Raw genomic sequence first — 20,387 nt, 5'->3', positions numbered from 1 at the left:
TCCGACGCTCCCCTTGCCCCTATATCGCTACTGCCGCGGCCGCTGCAAACACATCCGTCGGCATCGGCCGATGCAGCTTCCAGGTGATCGCGATCGGCTTTTCGCCCGTGTGCTGCACGTAGTCCACCTGCCCTAAGCATGTGTACGGGACTGTCAGCCCGGTCTCGTCGTCCGCCGTGTCCCTCGTGAAGATCAGAACCTTCGTGCCGTGAGAAGCGCGGTCAAGGTAGCGGCGTCCCGTCGGGCTTGTCAGTGACGTTGAGTTCTGCGATTCCCAGTGAAACAGCTCCGGACTAATGGCATAGTCCTTGTACATGGTGGTTGCAGAATGTTTCTTGTCATCCTTGTTGAGCGTGACGAAGAATGCGTCCGTCGACGTCGCCGGGCACCATGCCACACCCTCGCGGTGCTGCACGTTCCTGCCCTGTGCCAGCGAGCCGTACTGCAGCGCCGCCAGAACCTCCTCACGCCGGTAAGTGGCGTGCGAGAGCAACGGGATGTGCTGCAGCCGAGCTCCAAGGTTCTTGGCTGCGTGTTTGGACGCCGCCACTCCCAGCTTCACGACCTGGCGGATCTCGCGGCACACAAACTGATAGCCGCGCAGGTGGTCCAGGCCGTCGTCGTACGTCTTAAAGCCTCCGCCGTCATCCCACAGCGTGTAAAACAGCATCCGTGCAAAAGCCTGCTCGCGCATGCCAAGCTCCGCATAACGGGGCGCGTCGGGCGCAACCAGCATCGAATAGGCGGCGGCGCGTTCCGGATCGTCCACGTGGATCAGCGCGGCCATCCGGCCCAGCAGCTTCTTTTCCTCCGCGTCCGACAGCTGCTCGATCTTACTGCGGAGCACGGTCTCCAGAGGTGAAAGCCCTTGGATCAGCCCTGCCTGCCGGAGGTACCCGGTCCACGAGTCCCTGGTGGACCGGTAGATCGTCTTCACTTCACTCCCCGACCGCTCCAGATAGGCCTCCAGCTCGGTCTCGGCGTACGAGGCGATGTCCCGGACCAGCTGTGCCCGGTTGAACCGCAGCTGCGCCTTGATGTTGTCCAGCACCACCTTCTGCGCCACCCGGTCCAGCACGATCTGCGAGCCGGACGGTAGGTACGGGAACTCGTCCTCGACAGCCTTCTCCAGCTCCTTGCGGCCGTACCCGGTCAGCGCGCGGTACCGCAGATCGAAGCGGAACTCGCGGCGCTGCTGGCCGATGAAGTCCAGGACGGTCAGCACGGCCTTGCCCTCGGCGCGCCGCAGCCCGCGGCCCAGCTGCTGAAGGAAGACCGTGGCGCTCTGCGTGGGCCGGAGCAGCAGGATGGTGTCCACCTGCGGCAGGTCCAGCCCTTCATTGAAAAGGTCGACGGCGAAGATGCAGTTGATCTCCCGCTGCCCCAGGCGCCGGAGGGCTTCCTCGCGGGCAGCATTGTCAGTGGTGCCGTCGACGGCGACGGAGGCAATACCGGTCCTATTGAACACCTCGGCCATGTAGCGGGCGTGCTGGACGGAGACGCAGAAGCCGATTGCCCGCATCTGGTCGGTGCTGGTGACCTTGTCCTTGAGTTCGCGGATCACCTTGGCGGCGCGGGCATCATTCCCGGTGTAGAGTGCACTCAGCTGGGCGGTGTCGTAGTTGCCGCGTTTCCATTCCAACTGGCTCAGGTCGACGTCGTCTGAGACGCCGAAGTAGTGGAACGGCACCAGCAGGTCGGCGTCCAGTGCATCCCAGAGGCGCAGTTCACTGGCGGTGCGGCCTTCGAAGAACTGCTTGGCGACGTCAACGCCGTCGCCCCGTTCCGGGGTCGCCGTGAGTCCGAGGAGCTGCTGCGGTTTCAGGTAGTCCAGCAGGCGGCGGTACGTGGGTGCCATGGCGTGGTGGAACTCGTCGATGACAACGACGTCGAAGAAATCCGGCTCCAGCTGCTCGATGCCGAGGGAGGACAGCGACTGGACGGACGCGAAGATGTGCTTCCACTCTTGCGGCTTGTTCTCCCCCACATAGAGTTCGCCGAAGGCGCCGTCCTGCATGACGTCGCGGTAGGTGCGCATCGCCTGTTTCAGGATCTCCTGCCGGTGGGCGACGAAGAGCAGCTTTAAGTCTTTGTCGGCAATTTCGCTGAGCCGCTTGTAGTCCAGCGCTGCGATGACGGTTTTTCCTGTGCCGGTGGCAGCGACCAGGAGGTTGTGGTTGAAGCCCTTGAGCCGCTCGGCTTCCAGATCCTCCAGCATCTCCTCCTGATGGAGGAACGGCTGAACCTCAAGGCCGGTGGCAGCATCCGGGGCAGCGGTTCGGTGGCCGCCGTTGCGTTCGAGGGCAGCGTCCAGCTTTTCGCCGTCGCGTTCCGGATCGTAGCTTTGGAAGGCACGCTGCTCCCAGTAGCTGTCGAAGGTGACCTCAAATTTCTGCAGGAGGGCTGGCGTTGCAACGGAGCTGAGGCGGACGTTCCATTCAAGCCCGTCGAGGAGCGCAGCCTGACTCAGGTTGGAGCTGCCGACGTAGGCGGTGTCGAAGCCGGTGTTGCGGCGGAACAGCCAGGCCTTGGCATGCAACCGAGTTGCCTGCGTTTCATAGCTGATCTTTACCTCGGCCCCGTACCGGTTGACGAGCTCGTCAATGGCGCGGCGTTCGGTGGCACCCATATATGTGGTGGTGATGACCCGGAGCTTGGCGCCGCGCTCCTTGAGTTGCGCAAGGGCAGGCTCCAGGAGCCTGAGGCCGGTCCAGCGGACAAAGGCGCATAGGAGATCAACTGTGTCAGCGGACTCCATCTCGGCTCGAAGTTCGGCGGCGAGATTGGGGTCGTCCTTGCTGTTAGTCAGCAAAGCGGAATCGCTCAGTTTGGTGTTGGGGCGGCGCAGGTTGCGACGTTTGAGCTTATCCGGGCGATGGAGCGACTGGAGCTGGGTTGGCCCCGGTGCGATGCGGTCTCGAGTGTCCAGTTCCTGAAGGAGCCTGTTCGCGAGCGCGACGCGATCTGTGGGTTTGGCTGAGGCGAGGGCTCGCCGGACGGCGTCGGCGACGTGGCGGGCGAGTACTTCCGGGGAGTCTTCGTCCTCTACGTCTGCGAAGACTGGCTGGAGTCCTTGCTCTTGCTTCAGATGGTCACCGAGCACATCCGTGTTGAGCAGTTCGTACATGCCCTCGGGCAGCCGCTCCGCTGCCAATCCCCCAAAGAAACTAGTCACTGCGCCAGGCTACTAGCGATCACCGTCGGAGCACGGAATGGCGCGGATCAGCTTAGCCAACGAACTTGTTGAGCGAGCTGACCCGCGCAATCCTCGGCCAGCCGTTTCAGAGGGCGGCAGCCTCGCGTTCTATTGCGGAAACGAGAACTGGGAGTGCACGCCTGTCGAACTCAAAATGATCACTTATAGAGAGTCGATAGCCGGGTAGCTCCATTTTTGCCTCGGCTATGGCGGTTTCCCTTCGTGGATCTTTGACATCGGCGGCGCCGCGGAACCAGAGCGGATGTCCCACAAGAACACCGACTTTCTCATCGGGGATGAGTACGATCGGAACATTCAGAGATCCCACCGGCACGACATCGCATGCGGGGTCGATGGACTGTGCCGCCGACTGAACCTCTTGCCTGCGGTCGAACCATCTAGCCAGTCTCAGTTCATCCCCCGCACATAAATCAAGCATGTCGAGCGCCAACCGCCAGTCAAGTACGCCGTGGAGCCGTTGATTGTCCCACGACCTAAGGCAATCGGGGCAGGACGTGGAACATCCGGCATGACTGTCGTCTTCGTACATGAGACGCAATGTCTCACGAGTGGAGCGCAGCAAGTCCTTGAAATTTTCCTCTTTGGCTATCTCCACGGCGTATCCGGCTCCGTTATCCAGGCTGTCGGCCAAAAACACTCTCGCGGTCGGCTCCCCCGAAGTAGTCAGGTGCTGAAGGCCCGCCTGCATCTCCTGTGGATCGATATCCAACTGGGCCTTAACTCCAGCACGCATCACCTCAGCAAGCGACCAGAGGGCAGACATTCCTGCTGGCAGCACTCCTCCAGAGGTGGGAATGCCGCCGCTGGGCGTCTTCAGCCGGGTCAATGCGACAGTGACAGCATCCGTCGTGCGGATCTCCCCGATGGCGCTCTTTCCGATGTCGATGCCCGACGTAGGCATGTCCTTCCAACCACGCGTGTAAATCAACTTGTCTACCGCCACCACAGAACCATCGCCCTGCCGCTTAAGATCGAATAGACGTCCCCGGTTGTCGTTGTACTGCAGTAACTTTCCCTGCTCATACAAGCGGACATCGACACCTAGGACTTCTTCTAGCGCCGTCTCCCTTTGCGCGGAAACGAATGTAGGAAGACTTTTGGATTGTGCCCGCGAGCTGTCGATACGATAGGGGCGAGGCTTGTACGTCGTTCTGAACCCCCGCGGCTCAAACATGGAGAACCGAACGACTCCAGAACCGCAGTTCTCACACACGTCATTCACCTTTCGGTCAATGAACGTTGTTGCGCACTCCGTACAGGAAACAACCTCATGGGCAGCTCCAAGCGGGTCGACGGGTACCCATGCTTTGCCCGCCTTCTCGTAATGTGCGAAACCGGCTGCTGTATGAACCAACCCGTCCCGGACAACTTCGGCGCCCGGCGCGTAGTTTGTAACAGCCATGGCTAGGGGTCGGTCAGCAACAACGTTGTCGTCCAGCACCCGGCCCATCACTTCACCGTCATACAGATTGCGCACTCTCGTCGGAAAACCGAAGAGCGGAAGAAGACCGCCCAGCGCCAGGACCAGGCTAAGTTCCTCGTCGCTTCGTTCCGGAAGTGCAATTATTCGATCCACTTCTAGGACAAGTTCACTACGCGCCCAACGCTCGAGCTCCAAGACTTGCGCCTCAGTGAGCTTGGTGTAACGGCTCAGCTGGCGAACGATCTCGCCCACGCTCGGATGCGTAGTCAGCCATTCAGCGACGCCTGGCCGATAGTCAAGCCACGAGTCGACTTTTCCGAAGGATCCATGAAGGCTGTTCGGAGTCCATTCTGGACCTCCCCCAACGGATGAGAAGGCACGCTTGAGCAGCTCGGACGCCGCGACGCGCTGTACGATTCGTGTACGCCCCAGGTCCAGGAATGGCTGCGGCGGAAGATCACCCGTCATTCTGTAAGCATTGTTGTAGTAGTACTCATCGTGGGCCGAGTCACGGCACGACGTGATGGCAAATGAGAACGCTTGCCCCGCGCGGCCGGCGCGTCCAACTCGCTGCTGGTAGTTGAACCGCTGGGGAGGCATGTTGGCCATGAGAGTAGCGTTGAGCGCACCAATGTCGACCCCGACCTCCATCGTCGTCGTGACGCTTAGGACATCCAGCTGGCAGGTTCGGGAGTTTTCTTTCGGCGCTGGTAACTGGATGCCTTTAAACCAGCGCTGACGCTTACGTTGTTCAGAGGCTGGCTTGGTCTGGGCGGTCAGCTCCGCGACTGCTATTCGTCTTAGCTCCTGGCTGGCAAGCCACCTGTAGTAATCTCCGCCGCTATCTGCTGCTCCATCGCGTCGTGACAGTGCCGAAGACTGGCAACCCTTATTGGCGCAGACACCCGCCGAGCCGTGAAGGTGGACAAAGCCACAGCGGTCGCAAATCCAGACGTGAGCGTTGGGAGGGGCAAAACGTATGTGATTGGTTGCTCCGTGTATCTTCAGGATCCAGCCGTCATGAGTCAGCCCCTGGCTCCTCAGGGCCCCGTATACCCATGCCTCCAGGGTTTCACTGTCGACATGGTGAAGGGCTGAAACTCGTTTCAAGTAGTCCCGGACAGCGGTAGGCGTTTTGATCCCGTCCGCCCTTGCGGCGAATGAACCCTCGTAGTTTAAATCCAGGCCCAACAACCGCACGCAGCTTGCAGCGACCTCGCTGGCAAGATCATCGTCGAGGCCGGAACCAGTACCCGAAACCTCAGCACGGATCCAGGCAAGTCCGGTTGATTCAACATCGCGTCGGCCGGCGTCGAACACTTGTCGCGCCAACTCCTTGTCCAGCAGATTGCCTAGCTTCTCTTGTGCAACAGCCGAGGAAGCGGCATCAGCCTTTATCCAAAGGCCCGGTTTCGGCGGGGCATAAAAGGTGTACCAGGGCTCCTGGTTGAACTTCTGGGCAAAGGGCGAGGGGCCCCCGGGCTGATTCCTAAGTCGATCATCTGTGTTTCGATGCGAACTCGGAGGTCGTTCCATGCGATGGATTCGGACCCAGCTGAATTCAGATCCGACAGTATCTGATAGTCCGCCGGGGTGGCCACACCCGCAGTTGCACGCACGGTCGCTGTGAGCGCTTCGGGATTCGTCTGAAGTATGTGTTGTGCTTGGGCGAGTTCAGCCGGCTTCAGAGTCGACGGGTCGGAGGTGAAGCGTCGAAGGATATCCACGACATCTGTGTCCGCTGCGTCTGAGAGACCTCTTCGGAGCATTTGGACCAAAATATCGCTGTACTGGCGGGTCGCCAGGGAAGCGGCCGTCCGGGCCGCAGAATCTCGATTGTCCGTGAACACTATGGTTCGGTAGTCCTCCGGGCGCTCACCAAGGCTCCGAGGGAGCTGACGCAAGTATATGGAGGTAGTTTGTGCGGGAGATGTTGCGTGGCCCTGCAGCGGCGATGCGACTTGGCCTTGGATAAATTCAGCAGTTTGCCGTCCCTGTTGGCCGCATTGGGGGCACCTACCTGGGATGGCGGGCGTTGCGTCGGCGTCGCCCTTGCCGCTGATCTGAAGCACCCATCCATTTGCCCCGTCTGGAGGCCCCACTTCAATGCGGCCGCTAGTTTCAAGTCGTGCTCGAACCCAGGCAACATCAAATGAGTGGCTTGACCACTTACTGCCGGCGCCGACGGGAGGCTGGTCTCCGTGAGACGGCCAAAACCATCTGTACATGCCGCGATTTCGGCGTGTTACCAATCCCGGCGCGTCTGACAAGATCCCCGCTGGTGTCGCACTCAGGCTCTCTGTTCCGTCGCTGAAGGGCAAAACGTAACCGCCCAGGCTCGTATCGCCGCACTCGCCACACAAGATGAGCTCTAGGACTCGGCTGCCACAGTCATCACAGACCGACGCGGGTTGTCCGAAGAGTTTCCCGACGTTGCGATGTTTGTCTCGTCGCTTAGCCGTCACCCCGCAACAATGAGCGTTGCTGCATGCCCACAACCCTGACAGGACCCGCGCAAAGATGTGCCCGCGCAGAGGGACACCAACCTGTTGCCCGAGTGCCACAGCTTGGAATACTGCCTGAAGTGCTTCCCCTTCAGGATCCGCGCTGCCGAACAACCTTTGCGAAATAGTTTTGAGGAACTGAGCCCGATACCTGCCTTCCTCCTCCTCAAAGCATGCCACCGCAATTGCCTCGGAGAGTTCGGCAGATCGCTTTACCAAGGTGCCCGCCGCGTGTTCGCTGAGCACCTGGTCCCGGCTAATTGGCAGAGAACTCGTAATTGCACTGGGCTGCCCTGCAGTGACAAGAAAGCTGTTCTTCGACGATCCGAAGAACTCCTCCAGGAAGTTCAAGCCTTCATCGTCTTGAGTCAGTGACGCGCTGGCGGCGATGATGCGTAGCTGCGGACTGTCCGGCTCCAGGCCTAGCCGACTCATGAGTCTGCGTAAGAGAAGTGCAACTTCACTTCCGGCGGAGCCTCTGTAGGAGTGGAGTTCATCCACTGCCAACGTGAAAACGTGATCCGGCGATTGAGCAAGCCATTCACGTGTCTGCCGGAAAAGCGGTGCTTCAAAGTCCCGCATCAAGATCGCGTTGATCATGGCGAAGTTAGAAACCATGACGTCAGGTGGGTCCTGAACCATATCCCAGCGGGTGACCATCTCATGAATCGTCGGGTCAGTGAAGAGGGACAAATCGGCCTCCTCCACGGTTCCAGCGGACACGAGGCTCTCGTACTCCTCGGCCATCTCACGTAGTTCTTGGATTACCCGAGAAACAGCACCCGACTTCAGGGAGGGGGCTGGGAGTTTGTTAGTTCCGGGTGTGGCGCCCGTGTACCTCCCAAACCAGAGGCGTGCTTCTGGGCGCATCTCTGAAATCCTCCGAAAAGCAAGGCGCAGACGCGTGAGCTGATCCTCAACTAAAGCGTTAGTGGGGTACAGGATCATCGCCCGAACTGCAGCCTTGCGCTTCTCGTTCTTCCGCATCGGGCTGAAAGTGTCCCCAGTCCACCATCTGTTGACAGGCCCAGGCCTGCTCCAGCCCTCTGATTCCTCCACTAGCCGCAGCAAGATAGGCAAGAGGATCGCCTCGGTCTTGCCAGAGCCAGTGCCCGAGGTAACGACAACGTTTCTTTTGCCCGCCTCCCCTGCTCCTCTGTTCGTCAGGATGCTTGTCGCTTGATGTCGCCGAACTCCTAGCCGTTCCCCAGGCCTCACATACTGTCTAAAAAACGCGTCTCCAACGGTACCTCCAACCGATTCTGAATATCCCGCGGCCGTGGCTATGTCGACGAGGTAGTCAGTCGTCGGGTAGGGAATGACAGGTTCTACCAAGGGCTCCTGAAATACCTGGCCGGGCGCAGCTAGAAGCTCGTCCCGGTCTGCAGCAAGACCGGTGGACCGGAGGCGATAATTCGTGGAAAAGTACCTTGAAAAGGCTTCTTTGAGGTCATTGCTGACGCTGATGGGATTCGGGTAGTGGTTCATGATGTCAGCTTTCCAATCATGGCTTCCGCAGCGGCCGCGGGTACGTTGAAATAGTTCAGGGAACGGTCGGAAGGCACGATCTCCGGTAAATCGCCGTCGCCCATTACAGCCGCTCTGCCATAGATGCCGGGAAGTTCGGCTCCGACCGGGACCGATAGGGTCCCTGCCGCTGCGTCATAGGAGATTAGGGGACGTTTGGCTTCCAGAGCGGCAAGGTGTTTGCCGAGCTGCACGGTCACAAGGGCTGCCGCCCCGTTGGCAATGTCCTCTGCATTGCGATAGTAGTAGCGCGAGCTAAAGCTGCGAGAAACGCGGTAAAGGCCCGGGAATTGTGCAGCCTCAAGCTCCATCCAAGCGGCAGAGCGAGTATCGAAATACTCATAGCTATTCGCGAATGGCATCTCCCGCCGCTCTAACCCAGCGGCTACGGATGAGAGCGCAGGCAAGACCAGCGCAAGTGAATGTGAGGCGTGTGGCACGAAGTCGAACCCGAATTCATCGGCAACTTCGGCCAAGTCCTGGACCGAAAGATCGGCTACTGTGCGCTGGGCCTGGCGGTGGGGCGCTTTGATGGTCACCGAAGCCCCTAAACCTTGAAAGGCTTTCATCGCCTTGTTTTCCAGGTCTTTGGGCCAATAACCGGTAAGCAACCACGTCCCATTCGACAACTCGCCCATGCAGGTTGCTGCTGCTTCCCAACGGATCGCTTCGAGGTCCGCATTTCTTTCAACCTCGAGGATCCCCAACGCCTCAAGGTCGAGGAGGAGCTGATTCTCGAATATGGCGGAGTCTTCGAGCTGGCGCGCGAGAACCGAAAATTCGTGACGCGAACCTGCACCAAGATAGAACAGGGAGTCGATTAGAGGTGTCCAGGGAACAGAGGCCGCCCGGAGTGCCGGGAGAGCTGTTTTTTGGCGAGGCGCTGCCCCGGTTCCATTCTTGCTCTTCATTGCCCGCGTCGGGTAGCGCTTACTCATTCCGCACTGCGTGCAGACGCCATACATCCATCTTGATTTCGGCCACTTCCCGTCGAAAAGCGGCAGACTCCAGCGATGGCGCCCCGTTACGACGCAGGAATCTGCCGCCGGTCCGCGTACGATCAGAGCCGACGATTTCGGAGTGACTTTCCCTTCCCTGTTCCAGTCAGGTCGCTTGGACACCGTGCGGCGCATATAGCCAACTTCGGGTGCCGAGACAGCGATCCCGTCAATACCCGGGGCGGCGGCTTCTGCACTAGGGACGCTTCGGATTACCCACAGCTCGTCTTGCAAATCATGGCATAGGGACCTGAAGCGTTGTGAGCTGTCGGGACTCGGTGCCAACGAGCTTCTGAGCTTCACCGCTACTGTCTGCAGGGTGGTTTTACCCCGTCGAAGAGCAAGGGTGAAGTCGTCCACTCCCGGCGGGATCACGTCCATGTCAACCACGGCGGGCACAGCGAGTCCCGACCTGATTACCGTCTCTTCAGTCTGAAGAGACTCTGCGTTACGGGTCAGCATTACTAGGTCAACCGGCTCGTCAGTTTCAGAAGCGATTATCACCTGGATTGGACTCAAAGCGCTCCAACGCGGTACTCGTCCTGGCAGTTTAAGGCCACCCGAGACCGTCATCTGAGTAGACAGCCTCGGTTGAAACGCGGATAGATCGGCTCCCATCGCAAGGGAGGACTCCGGCGTGCGCAAGAGCATGACGTCTTTGTATACGGTCCAACCGACGGGTACACCTTCGGCGCCGCCTGGAACTGCCACGTAACCCGGCTGGGCTGAATAGGCCAGAATTTTGGAGACGGCGGCTACCAGCTGCGGCTCGTCCTTGACCAGAATGCGTGAAAGGACAGCTGCATTAATCCGGTCTGATTCTACGTAAGCCGCCGAAAAGGCATCCCGGGTCAAAATAATGACATTCTTGGGAACTCGCTGCCATTTGGCGCCACTAACTACTTGGATCTGCAAATCGCCGCACAGGGCTGAGCGCACATCCACGCCAACCACTCGCAAGTCGAAGCCGGCGGAATCCACTCCTATGAGATCTAGTGCGAACTCCCGCAGAGCCCCATCAATGCCCTCTATACGGCAAATATCTCCCTGAGACGCGGAAGATCCCACCGTGACTCCGAAGCGCATTTCTGTACGTAGCCCTGCCCTGCTGTCTCGCAATGTCAGGAGCGCACGAAGGTTCCTCTTTCCGGTGCCGTTTTGGACGCTGGTGTTTCTTTCGGAGCCTTCCCAAGTGGCGAGCTCCGCAAGCGCGATTTCAACTATTCGGCTCTGCAGCTCTGGTGAAGACCACATTTTGCGGAGTGCTGCGTTCGCTGAAGTTCGCGACGATGCAACCCAGACGTCCATAGCGCCGTGCATATCGACGTGGGAAACCGTTGTTCCCGCCGTAAATCCTTGTTCCTCAAACATCTTTTTGAGATTGCGGCGCTCCCGCTCACGAACCAGCGCCTGAGAGATTGGGAGTCCAACGTAGCGATGCATCAGGGCGTAGGCGCTGGGCAGACCTAGCTGACCGTCATGGTCCTCCAGCCACAAAGAAAGAGATTCCCAGAATGCTTCGCTTGATTTGGTGAACGAAACGCGAAATCGGCTAGATTCCTGTGGAGGTACGGCCAAAAACCCTTCTAGGCTCGCGTAGTAGCTCGACTCAGAAGCCCCCGAATTAACACTTGCGCCGCCCATGCGCTCAGCTGCCGACGACAGCAAAACCAACAGCGCGATGTGAGGAGGAGGCGGTACTGCAGCTGATTCTCTGAGTGCCTTTCTTCTCTTGGCCACCCACGACTTCGTCAGGAGTTCGAAGTTGGCAAAGCATGCCCGGCCAGAGTCTTTCCAGCAAAGATATCCTCTGACAGCGTTGGCTAAAGATTGATCTGCTTCCTCAGCCCGGACGCCCACAGCACGGCAAGCGTCTAAAAAGGCGTCATCGTCCTTATCCAGGTAGACAAGCTTGCCGGCTCTGTCTTCGTTGAAGAACGCCTCCGCCAGGGCATCATTCCATTCGTCATACCCCACGCGTTGCACAGACGTAGCAAGGTCAGAGGTGGGCACCGCGGCTGGTGTAAGACCTAAAAGAGCCTCGTAGTTCGACATTCTTATCCCCATTGATTCGGCAAACACGCATCCCAGGAGTCGTCGAGCCCTCTGCTAAACCTGACAACGTTGCAAACTGAGCATATGAAACCCGATAGGATAAAACGCACAGAAATTGATTCCTTTGTCAAAACTGCGCCAATCTTGATTAAAGTTGAGTTTCTCTCAACTAACCTGCTGTTCGGACTTGGGAAACTTTCTTCAGTATTCGCCGGGCTCATTGACAGGTATAGGGGCGACAATGAGGTGCATTCCAGAGGAACCCGACTTCGGTGATGGACACCACGCCGAGAAGGCCGTGTGGACCGCTTTACAGAACACCCTCCCCGACGACTGCGTCCTAGCCCACTCGGTCCACGTCCGCGATGGCCGCACGGAGTACGAGATTGACCTGCTCGTCCTCTGGCCGAACGTCGGCATAGCCGCGATCGAGGTCAAGGGCGGCCAGGTCAGCATCACGGATGGGCAGTGGTACCAGTCGGACCGAAGCCAAAGGCGAAAGATTCAAAGCCCCGTGGCGCAGTCCCAGAGCTCGCTGCACGCGCTCAAAAACTGGCTTGCGGACCAGCTCGGTACGCGTGTAAGCAGCCGCTGCGCGTACATGGTCAGCCTTCCCTATACGGATGTGCCGCGGAACTGGACCATGGCCGGCTGTCCCAGGCCGCTCATCCTCGACCAAACCGACAGCAAGTCCCCTGCCGAGCTCGTCCGCCAGGCCATCGAAAACGAGGGCGGCGGTGCCGCGGCACTTGCCCCGGCTTTCCTGGAACGCATCGGCCGCAAGCTGGGCGGCAACCTGGACGCCGCCGTCGTACCTTCGACCACCTCGCAGGAGGATGAGGCAGCGCAGGACCACCTCACCGAACGCCAGTCCGTGCTGCTACAGGCCACCCGATCGCTCCCCCGTATCCGCTTCACTGGTGGTGCGGGCAGCGGGAAGACCTGGCTTGCCGTCGAGAAGGCCAAGCTGCTGAGCAAGCAGGGAAAACGCGTAGGCCTCTTCTGCTACAACAAAGGCTTGGGGCAATACCTCCAGGACCGCGTGGCCGCGTGGCGCCAGGCCAAGCCGGTGTTCACGGGTGAGTTCCATGAATACGTGCGCGGGCTCGGCGTTCCAGATGGTTCAGGGCAGGAGTATTTCGACGTCGAGATGCCTCGCCTCCTGAAGGAGTTGGCGTCCGGAATGGCGCCGAACGAGCGGCTGGACGCTGTCGTCGTCGACGAAGCGCAGGACTTCGCGCCCCTCTGGTGGGACGCGCTTCTCGCCTGCACCACCGACATCGGCGCGGGCGTTTACGCCTTTATGGATGACCGGCAGGACGTCTACCAGCGCTGGGGAGGAGCGACGGCAGATCTCGCCCAAGGCGCGATGGCCACCCTGGTACCCATCCACATTGACGACAATCTCCGCAACACCCGGAAGATCGCCGAGATCTTCAAACCGTTTGCGGGCGAATATTTCACACCGAGGGGCAGCACCGGCCTGCCCGTTCGTTTCGTGGACTGCCCGACCGAGGATTCGCTTGACGTCGCCGCAGACTGTGTCGAGGCGCTGATTGAAGAAGGCTGGGCGAACAACCAAATCGCACTCCTCACCACCAAAGACCGCCACCCCATTCATTTGGACTACTTCGAACGCGGCGCCACGGAGGAGTACTGGCGGGACTTCCATGCCAATGAAGGTGAGTTCTACGGCCATGTGCTGGGGTTCAAGGGCCTGGAGCGGTCCGTGGTTGTCCTATGCGTCAACGGGTTCAAGCACATGGGCCGTGCCCGGGAACAGCTGTATGTCGGGTTGTCCCGGGCGCGGAGCCTGCTGGTGGTCGTCGGTGAGTCCGGGCTGCTGGAGCAGGTCGGCGGGCGTGAACTAAAGCTCGCGCTGTCCCGCGCCCAGGCTTGGCAGCCGGTGCTGAACGGTGGCTAGTGACGGCGCCCAAGCGCATTCCTGTCCTGGACGTCACACAGACGGCCAGGGTGGCTTCGAATCAACAACAGGACACGGCCATCGGTACGGGATATGCATCCTGATCTCCGTGTTGCAGTAGCTACCATCGCTAGTAAAGACATTCATTCTCTGAGGGGACAAAGCGTGACCGGTGATAATCAGGACCTCGTGCCAGTGTGGGCGCTCTCTACGGAGCGGGTCAGCGTGACGAACGTCCTGGGCGAGGGAGAGATGACTCCGCCTCGACTCGCGGAACTACGGACCGTCCTCGCAGCACTTGCTGATGCACCCGTGGCCACACTTGAGGCACATCCCATAATCACGCCACGTGATCGAAAGGGTGCTATTCCACTGGGATCGGCCAGTCCCCTCGCGCAACAGCTAGCCCAGCTCGTCTCCCAGACAGCAAAAACTGCCCCCTCAAAGCTGAACATCGAAGCCAGCGGTGAGGTTCTTTACAGGATGGTAGTGCCGGCAAAGGTTGCCGCTCAGGTAGGAAGCGGACTCGTGCAGCCCATGACTTCGAAGGCGGTGGCGGGAGGCATCCACAGCGCTCTTCGCACGTCGAGCGGCATTGCAGCACAGGCCACTTTTGTTCCGGTCGCCGGCCAGGCAGCGGTCGCGGGGGCAGCCACGGGATCCGCGGCAACCGCTGGTGTCGCGGTCGTTAGCGCGGGAGCGCTGACCGTTGCTGCGCCCCTCGTACTGATGGCAGTTGCAGTGGGCGTAAGCGCCCACGCTGAACATCAGCGACAGCAAGCGATTGAGCGGATTACCGACCTACTAGAACAGCTCCACGACGACAAGCTCGAGCAGGAACGCAGTGAGCTCGGCGCTTGCCGTGACGCCATCGATAAAGCAACCTCGGTCCTTCTCGACAGGGGTAGGGTAGGCGCTTCCTTGGGCCTGGATTCCTCTTCCTACGCAATTAGCGTGGCCATGCACGCAACAGAGCGGAGACTTAGCAAATGGCAGGAGGCGCTTGCCGCGCTGCCTGACGGACAGCCGGTTGAGCTGGATCAGCTGACAAAGTCATTTCCCGGCATCAATGCAGAGGGCGGAGCGTTTCGAGCCCATCTCGAAATTGCACGGCTTGCTATTGCGCTTAAACGCCGGGTGCTGGTTCTCCAGGCCGTCGAACACGCTCAACAAGACGCGGAGAACCCTTTCAGGAGCTTCATCGGCGCACTTCGGGAGGACGAGCGCCGTGTGAATGAATTGGAATCGGGCATCAACTCCGTTCTTTCCCGGTTGTCCGGGCTAGAACTAAAGCGTGGAGGCGGTTTTCTAAACATCATGGTTACTCAGGGCGAGGTGGACAACCTGCTGAAGGCTGCTTACCGCTTGCGTGATTTTGGGACCGGTTTGAACGGGGGCCACAAAGAAGCTGACGTTGCAATCGAAATCGAACGAAGCAAGGACGGATCGATTGTCGTATTCCCCGCAGTCGCCGCCTAAGACGGAGGCCAATTGCTGCTTCACAACGGTTGCAGCCTTGTGTGTGCCAACGTTGAAGCATCCAGCGCGGCTGGCGCGGGGCCCTCGACGGGAAGAGATCTCGTCGCAGTCTGTTGAACCGGCCTAGCCGCTTCATTAGATGACTAGGTTTATCAGCGATTTGGAGCTTACTGATATGCAGGACTCTACTTCAATGTTTCTCCAGATCTTGAACGCTTTTGGTGCCGTGGCAACCCCTATCGTCGTTGTAATAATCGGCTGGATAGTAAGTCGTAATCTTAAACGTCTAGAGAACCAACAATGGCGAAATCAGGAACTCATCAAGGTTCGTCTTGGTTATTATCAGGAGTTAGCGCCCTCGCTTAACGATCTTTTTTGCTACTTCACCTTTGTAGGTAACTGGAAGCAGCTGAGCCCAGTTGACGTGGTGTCACTAAAGCGCCAACTCGACCGAACCCTGTATTCGGCAGCGCCGCTCTTCAACAGCAAAGTGATCGAGGCGTACGATACGTTCACAGAACTTTGCTTCCAAACCTTTAACCGTTGGGGGGATGACGCCAAACTGCGAACGGGTTTCTATCATCGAAGAGAACATTTCCCGGGACAATGGATGCCTGAGTGGGATCGGTATTTCGACCGGAAGATTGATGACTCTGTTACGGCCGTCGAGCTCGAGGCCGTAAGGGCAGCATATACAGCAATTCTCGCAGCATTGGTTGGGGACATGGACCTCACGAGAAGCCGGACCGACTACGCGAGCGCTGCTGTCGCAGCGAACGCGGACGTGTGGCGCAGAACGCCCATGGAAGACGTCCGCGGAGAGCCATGACATTGTGGCCAACCATCTGGAGCAAAGCCCTCGCCCACTGCAGCGCCTGCTTGGCAAGCAAGTGCCCCAAGGCGATGCCGGACTCCCGACCGGTTGGGGAAGAACTTCCGGGAGCCCACAGACCTGCGCGGCCTGATAATGTTCTCCAAGTCCACGCAATTGCCGCACTTCCGCATTGGCCGGTCGCGGCCAGTTCGCCTACATGGAATTGCCTTGCCTTAGCCGTGTTTTAGCCGATCTCAGTACCGACGCCTCTACAACCGCCGCTGCCGGAACATGGGAAACGACTCACGCACCCGCTCCACCGTCTCCAACGAAACCTCCACCGCTCGAACACCGGGCTCCAGCCCCAGATCCGCTTCAACAACCCCCATCGGGTCCACCAGCACGCTCCGGCCCACCGACACCGGCGGTGCCTGGCAAACACCCGCCACGTACACGCTGTTCTCGATCGCCCGCGCCGCGTTCAAAGCGAGCCACTGCTCCGTCTTGTGCTCGCCCGGCACCCAGGACGAGCAGACCAGCAGGACATGCGCGCCGGCGTCGGCCAGTGACCTGGCCAGCTCCGGGAACCGCAGGTCGTAGCAGGTCATCAGTCCGAACTGCACTCCCCCGTGCTCGAACACCACGGGATCCGTGGACGGGCCCGGCTTGATGAACGTCGACTCCCCAAAGCCCTGCGCGTCGAAAAGGTGGATCTTCCGGTAGGAAGCCAGCCAGCCGCGGTCGGGCCCGAAAGCCACCAGCGTGTTGTACGCCCGGCCCGGCTCCTCGGAGGTTTCCACCACGCCCGCCACCAGCGCGATGCGGTGGCGGCGGGCGATGGCGGCAAGCTCCCGGCAGACGGGACCGTCCAGCGGCTCGGCCACCTCCGGGAACGTCGCGTCCATTTTCTTCTTCTCATAGGTGGCGTACTCCGGGAAGGCGACCAGCGCGGCACCGTTGCGCGCGGCCTGAGCGGCGAACCGGTCGATCGCGGCGAGGTTGGCCCGGATGTCGGCGCCCGACTCCAGCTGCCCCAGCGCTATCTTCACGAGTGTTCCTTCCCTCGGCCCAACAGCAGGACCCAAACCAACCAAAACTCAGGCAGCCGCCTCGACCGTCGCCTTCTCCGTGGCCGTCATCTCCGGCGGCGAGGCCTTGAACCCGCGGGTGATCAGGGCCAGGACCAGCACGCCCAGCACCAACCAGGACAGTCCCAGCGTAATGGCGTTGCTGTCCAGCTGGGAGAGCAGGTAGGCGCAGATGATGGCGCCGATCACCGGGACCACCACGTAGGACACCGGGTTCAGCTGATGCCCGGCCCGGCGCTGGCGCACATAGTGGAACACCACCGACGCGTTCACCAGCGTGAAGGCGGTGAAGGCACCAAAGTTGATGAATGACGTCGATGTGGCCACGTCCAGGAAGATCGCGATCAGGCCCACGATGCCGGTGATTACCAGGTTCGCCACCGGGGTGTGGAACTTCTCGCTGAGCTTGCCGAAGACGGCCTTGGGCAGGACCGAGTCGCGGCCCATCGCGTACAGCAGGCGCGAGGCGCTGGCCTGCGCGGCGAGGCCGGAGGCGAACTGCGCCACCACCAGGCCGGCCAGGAACACGGCACCGAACAGCTGCCCGCCAATCCGCAGGGCGATGGAGCTGGCCGCGGACGCCGAGTCCTCGAACACACCGCCCGGGTGGACCAGCTGGGTCACGTAGGACACGGCCACGAAGATGCCGCCGCCGATGAGCGCCACGAGCATGATGGCGCGCGGCACGGTGCGGCGCGGGTTGATGGTTTCCTCGGTGAGGGTGGTGACGGCGTCGAACCCCAAGAACGAGTACGCGGCGATGGCGGCGCCGGCGGAGATGGTGGTGAAGCTGGCGGTGTCGTTGAAGAACGGCTGCCCGCTGGCCAGTCCCCCGGTGCCGTTGGCCGACACCACGTTGCCGATGGCCAGCGCCACGAAGAACACCAGGACCAGCAGCTGGAACGCCATCAGCACGTAGTTGGCCTTGTCCGCCACCTTGATACCCAGGATGTTCAGCAGTGTGGTGATCACGATGAAGCCCACCACCCAGACGCCGATGGGGACGCCGGGGAACTGGGCGGTCAGGTAGGAGCCGCCGATGAGCCAGATGACCATGGGCAGGAAGAGGTAGTCGAGGAGCACGGCCCAGCCCACCAGGAACCCGACGCGGGGGTCGATGGAGCGGCGGACGTAGGTGTAGGCGGAGCCGGCCACGGGGTGGGCGACGGCCATCCGGCCGTAGCTGTGCGCGGTGAACAGCATGGCCACGAGCGCCACGAGGTATGCGGCAGGCGCGGCGCCGCCGGTGGTTTCGGCAATGATGCCGAAGATCCCCAGGACGATGATCGGAGTGAGGTACGCGAGCCCGAACAGGACCAGCGAGGGCAGCTTCAGCGTGCGGGTGAGGGTGGTGGTCACGGTGTTTCCTTAGGGCTTGTAGGACGGCGGTGTCCAGGTGGCCGGATTGATCCGGCCTTGGTAGACGGGAAGTTCGACGGCGGGTTCCCCCTCGCGGAACTGCGACCACGGGCGGTTGAGGTTCTCCGTGCCGTGCGTGCGGACACGCTCGACGGCGGCCAGGTCAAGTTCCGCGGTGAGCAGCTGCGGTTTCTCGTCCGTTGCTTCTGTGAGGGTGTTGCCCTCGGGATCCACGATGATGCTCCTGCCCTGGCCGGTGGGGCCGGCGCAGTTGACGCTGACCATGAAGACCTGGTTGACGATGGCGTTGGCCTTGGCGAGGACGAGCTCCTGTTTCCGGTCCGGCGTCGTGGTTTTGACGACGTTGAGGATGACCTCGGCGCCCATCCAGGCGAGCTGGCGGGACACCTCCGGGTACCAGGCGTCGTAGCAGATGTTCAGGCCGACCCTGCCGATGCCGGGCAGGTCCACGGTGGTGAACCGGTCGCCTGGATCGTAGGGCTCGAACGGGCGCCAGGGGAAGATCTTCCGGTAGTAGCCGGCGAGCTCCCCTTCGGGGGACAGGACCAGCTGGGTGTTGAACAGCTGGCCTTGGGGGCCGCGTTCGCAGACACTGCCGGGGACCAGCCAGATGTTGAGGTCTTTGGCGAGCTGTTGGAGTTCTTTGACGCGTGGGCCGTCCAGGGCTCGGCGCTCGCCTGGAGCATTTCGGTTCTTTGCAGGTCCGGGTTTTGGTCGCCGAAGAGGTGCAGCTCGGGGAAGACGACCAGCTTGCTGTGCTGCTGGGCTTCGAGGGCTGCTTTGACCTCATCGGCGAACGCCGAGACGGGCTCGCCAATGAGCCGCGGCCGGGACTGGGCGGCGATGAGGGGAAGGATGCGCTGCATGGGTTTTTCTCCGCTGTGGGGTGTGATCCGGGTTATATTAGATCAGAATGATCCAATAAAGGGAAGGGGCTGGCGTGGGCCGTAAAGTTGCGGATATGACGGATCAGCTGGAGGACACCGCCGAACCCGCCCGCCTTGGTGCGGGCAGAATGCCCTCGATGGAGCGGCGCAGTGCGATGGACGCTGTGCGGATGCGGATCGGGATGGCGATTTCGCTGGGGCTGTTGAAGCCTGGCGAGCGGTTGCCGGACCAGGAGGACGTGGCGTTGGGTCTTTCGGTCAGCCCGATCACGGCCCGCCGAGCGCTGGCGAGCCTGGCTGAACAGGGCGTGGTGGTTCGGCGGCGCGGCCGGGCCGGCGGGACGTTCGTGGCGGACTCGCCGCCTACGGATGTCTTGGCGTCGCTGTCGGCGTCGCCAGCAGAGTCCCAGGCCGTGAACCGGCTGGTGGACCGGCGCCTGCTGTTCGAATGCGCCGTCACGCACTATGCGGCGGTCAATGCAACTGACGAGCAGCTGGACGAGCTTGAGCGGCTGACCCGGGAAATGGCTGAGGCGACCGATTGGTCCTATTACCACCGGATGGACGAGCAGTTCCATCAACTGGTGGGCACGGCGTCATGTCTGGACTCCGCTGTCGAGGTTTATCACGAGACGCTCGCCGAGCTCTACGACTACTTCATCCCCTACCCGATCGAGAAGCTGCACAAATCCAACCAGGACCACATTGCTCTGGTGGCAGCCCTCCGTGCCGGCCGCGTAGAGGAAGCGGTGGAGGTGGCCCGGAAGCACGTGGACATCCTGCACCGGACGATGTTCATGGGGCTGGCGGAGGGCGGACCCCCAGTCAAAATGTTGGACTGACCGCGCGCTGCTCGCTGTATATTTCCGCAATCGCAGCCCAAACTTTCACCCTCGCCTGAGCTGAGACTCACAAAGCATCAAGGAATAGTCAAGATTCGCGACTAATAGTCAGGATTCGCGCAGTTTTAACTTAGGAACCAAAAATGTCGATGTTTTCTCGGATCTAATGAAATGACTTCGACGCTATTGGGGGAAGCGAAGATGCTGTGTCTGTCGGTTGGATCGGTGTACCGCTTTATGCGGCCGCGC

Annotated in this window: 11 protein-coding genes; 4 read left to right on the top strand and 7 right to left on the bottom strand. The window is 60.6% G+C overall.

Annotated features, from left to right (window positions below; all coding sequences use genetic code 11):
• Positions 1–19: 19 nt before the first annotated feature.
• From OUO20_RS01955 to OUO20_RS01940, 4 genes are all read right to left on the bottom strand, one after another.
• The gene (locus OUO20_RS01955) at positions 20–3,127 is read right to left on the bottom strand and encodes a DUF3427 domain-containing protein (RefSeq protein ID WP_268003363.1); all 3,108 of its coding nucleotides are present in this window, start codon (positions 3,125–3,127) and stop codon (positions 20–22) included.
• Positions 3,128–3,281: 154 nt separating this feature from the next.
• Entirely contained in the window at positions 3,282–5,960 is a 2,679-nt protein-coding gene (locus tag OUO20_RS01950) for a DUF1998 domain-containing protein (RefSeq protein WP_268002728.1), read from the bottom strand.
• Between the two features lie 74 nt (positions 5,961–6,034).
• Positions 6,035–8,632, bottom strand: a complete 2,598-nt coding sequence (locus tag OUO20_RS01945; protein ID WP_268002727.1) for a DEAD/DEAH box helicase — start codon at positions 8,630–8,632, stop codon at positions 6,035–6,037.
• Positions 8,629–11,724, bottom strand: coding sequence for a hypothetical protein (locus OUO20_RS01940; RefSeq protein ID WP_268002726.1), 3,096 nt, complete (start codon positions 11,722–11,724; stop codon positions 8,629–8,631). The genes OUO20_RS01945 and OUO20_RS01940 overlap by 4 nt, the downstream gene beginning before the upstream one ends.
• Before the next feature lie 241 nt (positions 11,725–11,965).
• On the opposite strand from OUO20_RS01940, the gene OUO20_RS01935 reads away from it, so the two are divergent.
• The 3 genes from OUO20_RS01935 to OUO20_RS01925 all read left to right on the top strand — a co-directional run bounded on the left by OUO20_RS01935 (position 11,966) and on the right by OUO20_RS01925 (position 15,956).
• Entirely contained in the window at positions 11,966–13,648 is a 1,683-nt protein-coding gene (locus OUO20_RS01935; RefSeq protein ID WP_268002725.1) for an NERD domain-containing protein, read from the top strand.
• A 312-nt stretch (positions 13,649–13,960) separates the two neighbouring features.
• Complete coding sequence (locus OUO20_RS01930; protein WP_268002724.1) at positions 13,961–15,127, top strand: hypothetical protein; 1,167 nt, start codon at positions 13,961–13,963, stop codon at positions 15,125–15,127.
• 139 nt (positions 15,128–15,266) lie between these two features.
• Positions 15,267–15,956: a hypothetical protein gene (locus OUO20_RS01925; protein WP_268002723.1), complete on the top strand. Its 690-nt coding sequence runs from the start codon at positions 15,267–15,269 to the stop codon at positions 15,954–15,956.
• Positions 15,957–16,210: 254 nt separating this feature from the next.
• Here the strand turns inward: OUO20_RS01925 and OUO20_RS01920 are convergent, their stop codons facing one another.
• Genes OUO20_RS01920 through OUO20_RS01910 form a run of 3 tightly spaced genes read right to left on the bottom strand, consistent with a single transcriptional unit; the run spans position 16,211 to position 19,072 of the window.
• Positions 16,211–16,990, bottom strand: coding sequence for a carbon-nitrogen hydrolase family protein (locus OUO20_RS01920; RefSeq protein WP_268002722.1), 780 nt, complete (start codon positions 16,988–16,990; stop codon positions 16,211–16,213).
• Positions 16,991–17,038: 48 nt separating this feature from the next.
• Entirely contained in the window at positions 17,039–18,388 is a 1,350-nt protein-coding gene (locus OUO20_RS01915) for an APC family permease (protein ID WP_268002721.1), read from the bottom strand.
• Between the two features lie 9 nt (positions 18,389–18,397).
• A complete protein-coding gene (locus OUO20_RS01910) occupies positions 18,398–19,072 on the bottom strand; it encodes a carbon-nitrogen hydrolase family protein (RefSeq protein ID WP_268003362.1) in 675 nt (224 codons plus the stop codon).
• Positions 19,073–19,370: 298 nt separating this feature from the next.
• On the opposite strand from OUO20_RS01910, the gene OUO20_RS01905 reads away from it, so the two are divergent.
• Positions 19,371–20,138, top strand: coding sequence for a FadR/GntR family transcriptional regulator (locus OUO20_RS01905; protein ID WP_268002720.1), 768 nt, complete (start codon positions 19,371–19,373; stop codon positions 20,136–20,138).
• Positions 20,139–20,387: the final 249 nt, after the last annotated feature.

This window comes from Arthrobacter sp. FX8, from assembly GCF_026723805.1.
Taxonomy (GTDB): Bacteria; Actinomycetota; Actinomycetes; order Actinomycetales; family Micrococcaceae; genus Arthrobacter.
This window is presented reverse-complemented; position numbering and strand designations above follow the sequence as displayed.

Coding starts and splice junctions, on each gene's coding strand:
- OUO20_RS01955 (WP_268003363.1), bottom strand. CDS start 3,127: ATGTACGAACTGCTCAACACGGATGTGCTCGGTGACCATCTGAAGCAA.
- OUO20_RS01945 (WP_268002727.1), bottom strand. CDS start 8,632: ATGAACCACTACCCGAATCCCATCAGCGTCAGCAATGACCTCAAAGAA.
- OUO20_RS01940 (WP_268002726.1), bottom strand. CDS start 11,724: ATGTCGAACTACGAGGCTCTTTTAGGTCTTACACCAGCCGCGGTGCCC.
- OUO20_RS01935 (WP_268002725.1), top strand. CDS start 11,966: ATGAGGTGCATTCCAGAGGAACCCGACTTCGGTGATGGACACCACGCC.
- OUO20_RS01925 (WP_268002723.1), top strand. CDS start 15,267: ATGACTAGGTTTATCAGCGATTTGGAGCTTACTGATATGCAGGACTCT.
- OUO20_RS01905 (WP_268002720.1), top strand. CDS start 19,371: ATGACGGATCAGCTGGAGGACACCGCCGAACCCGCCCGCCTTGGTGCG.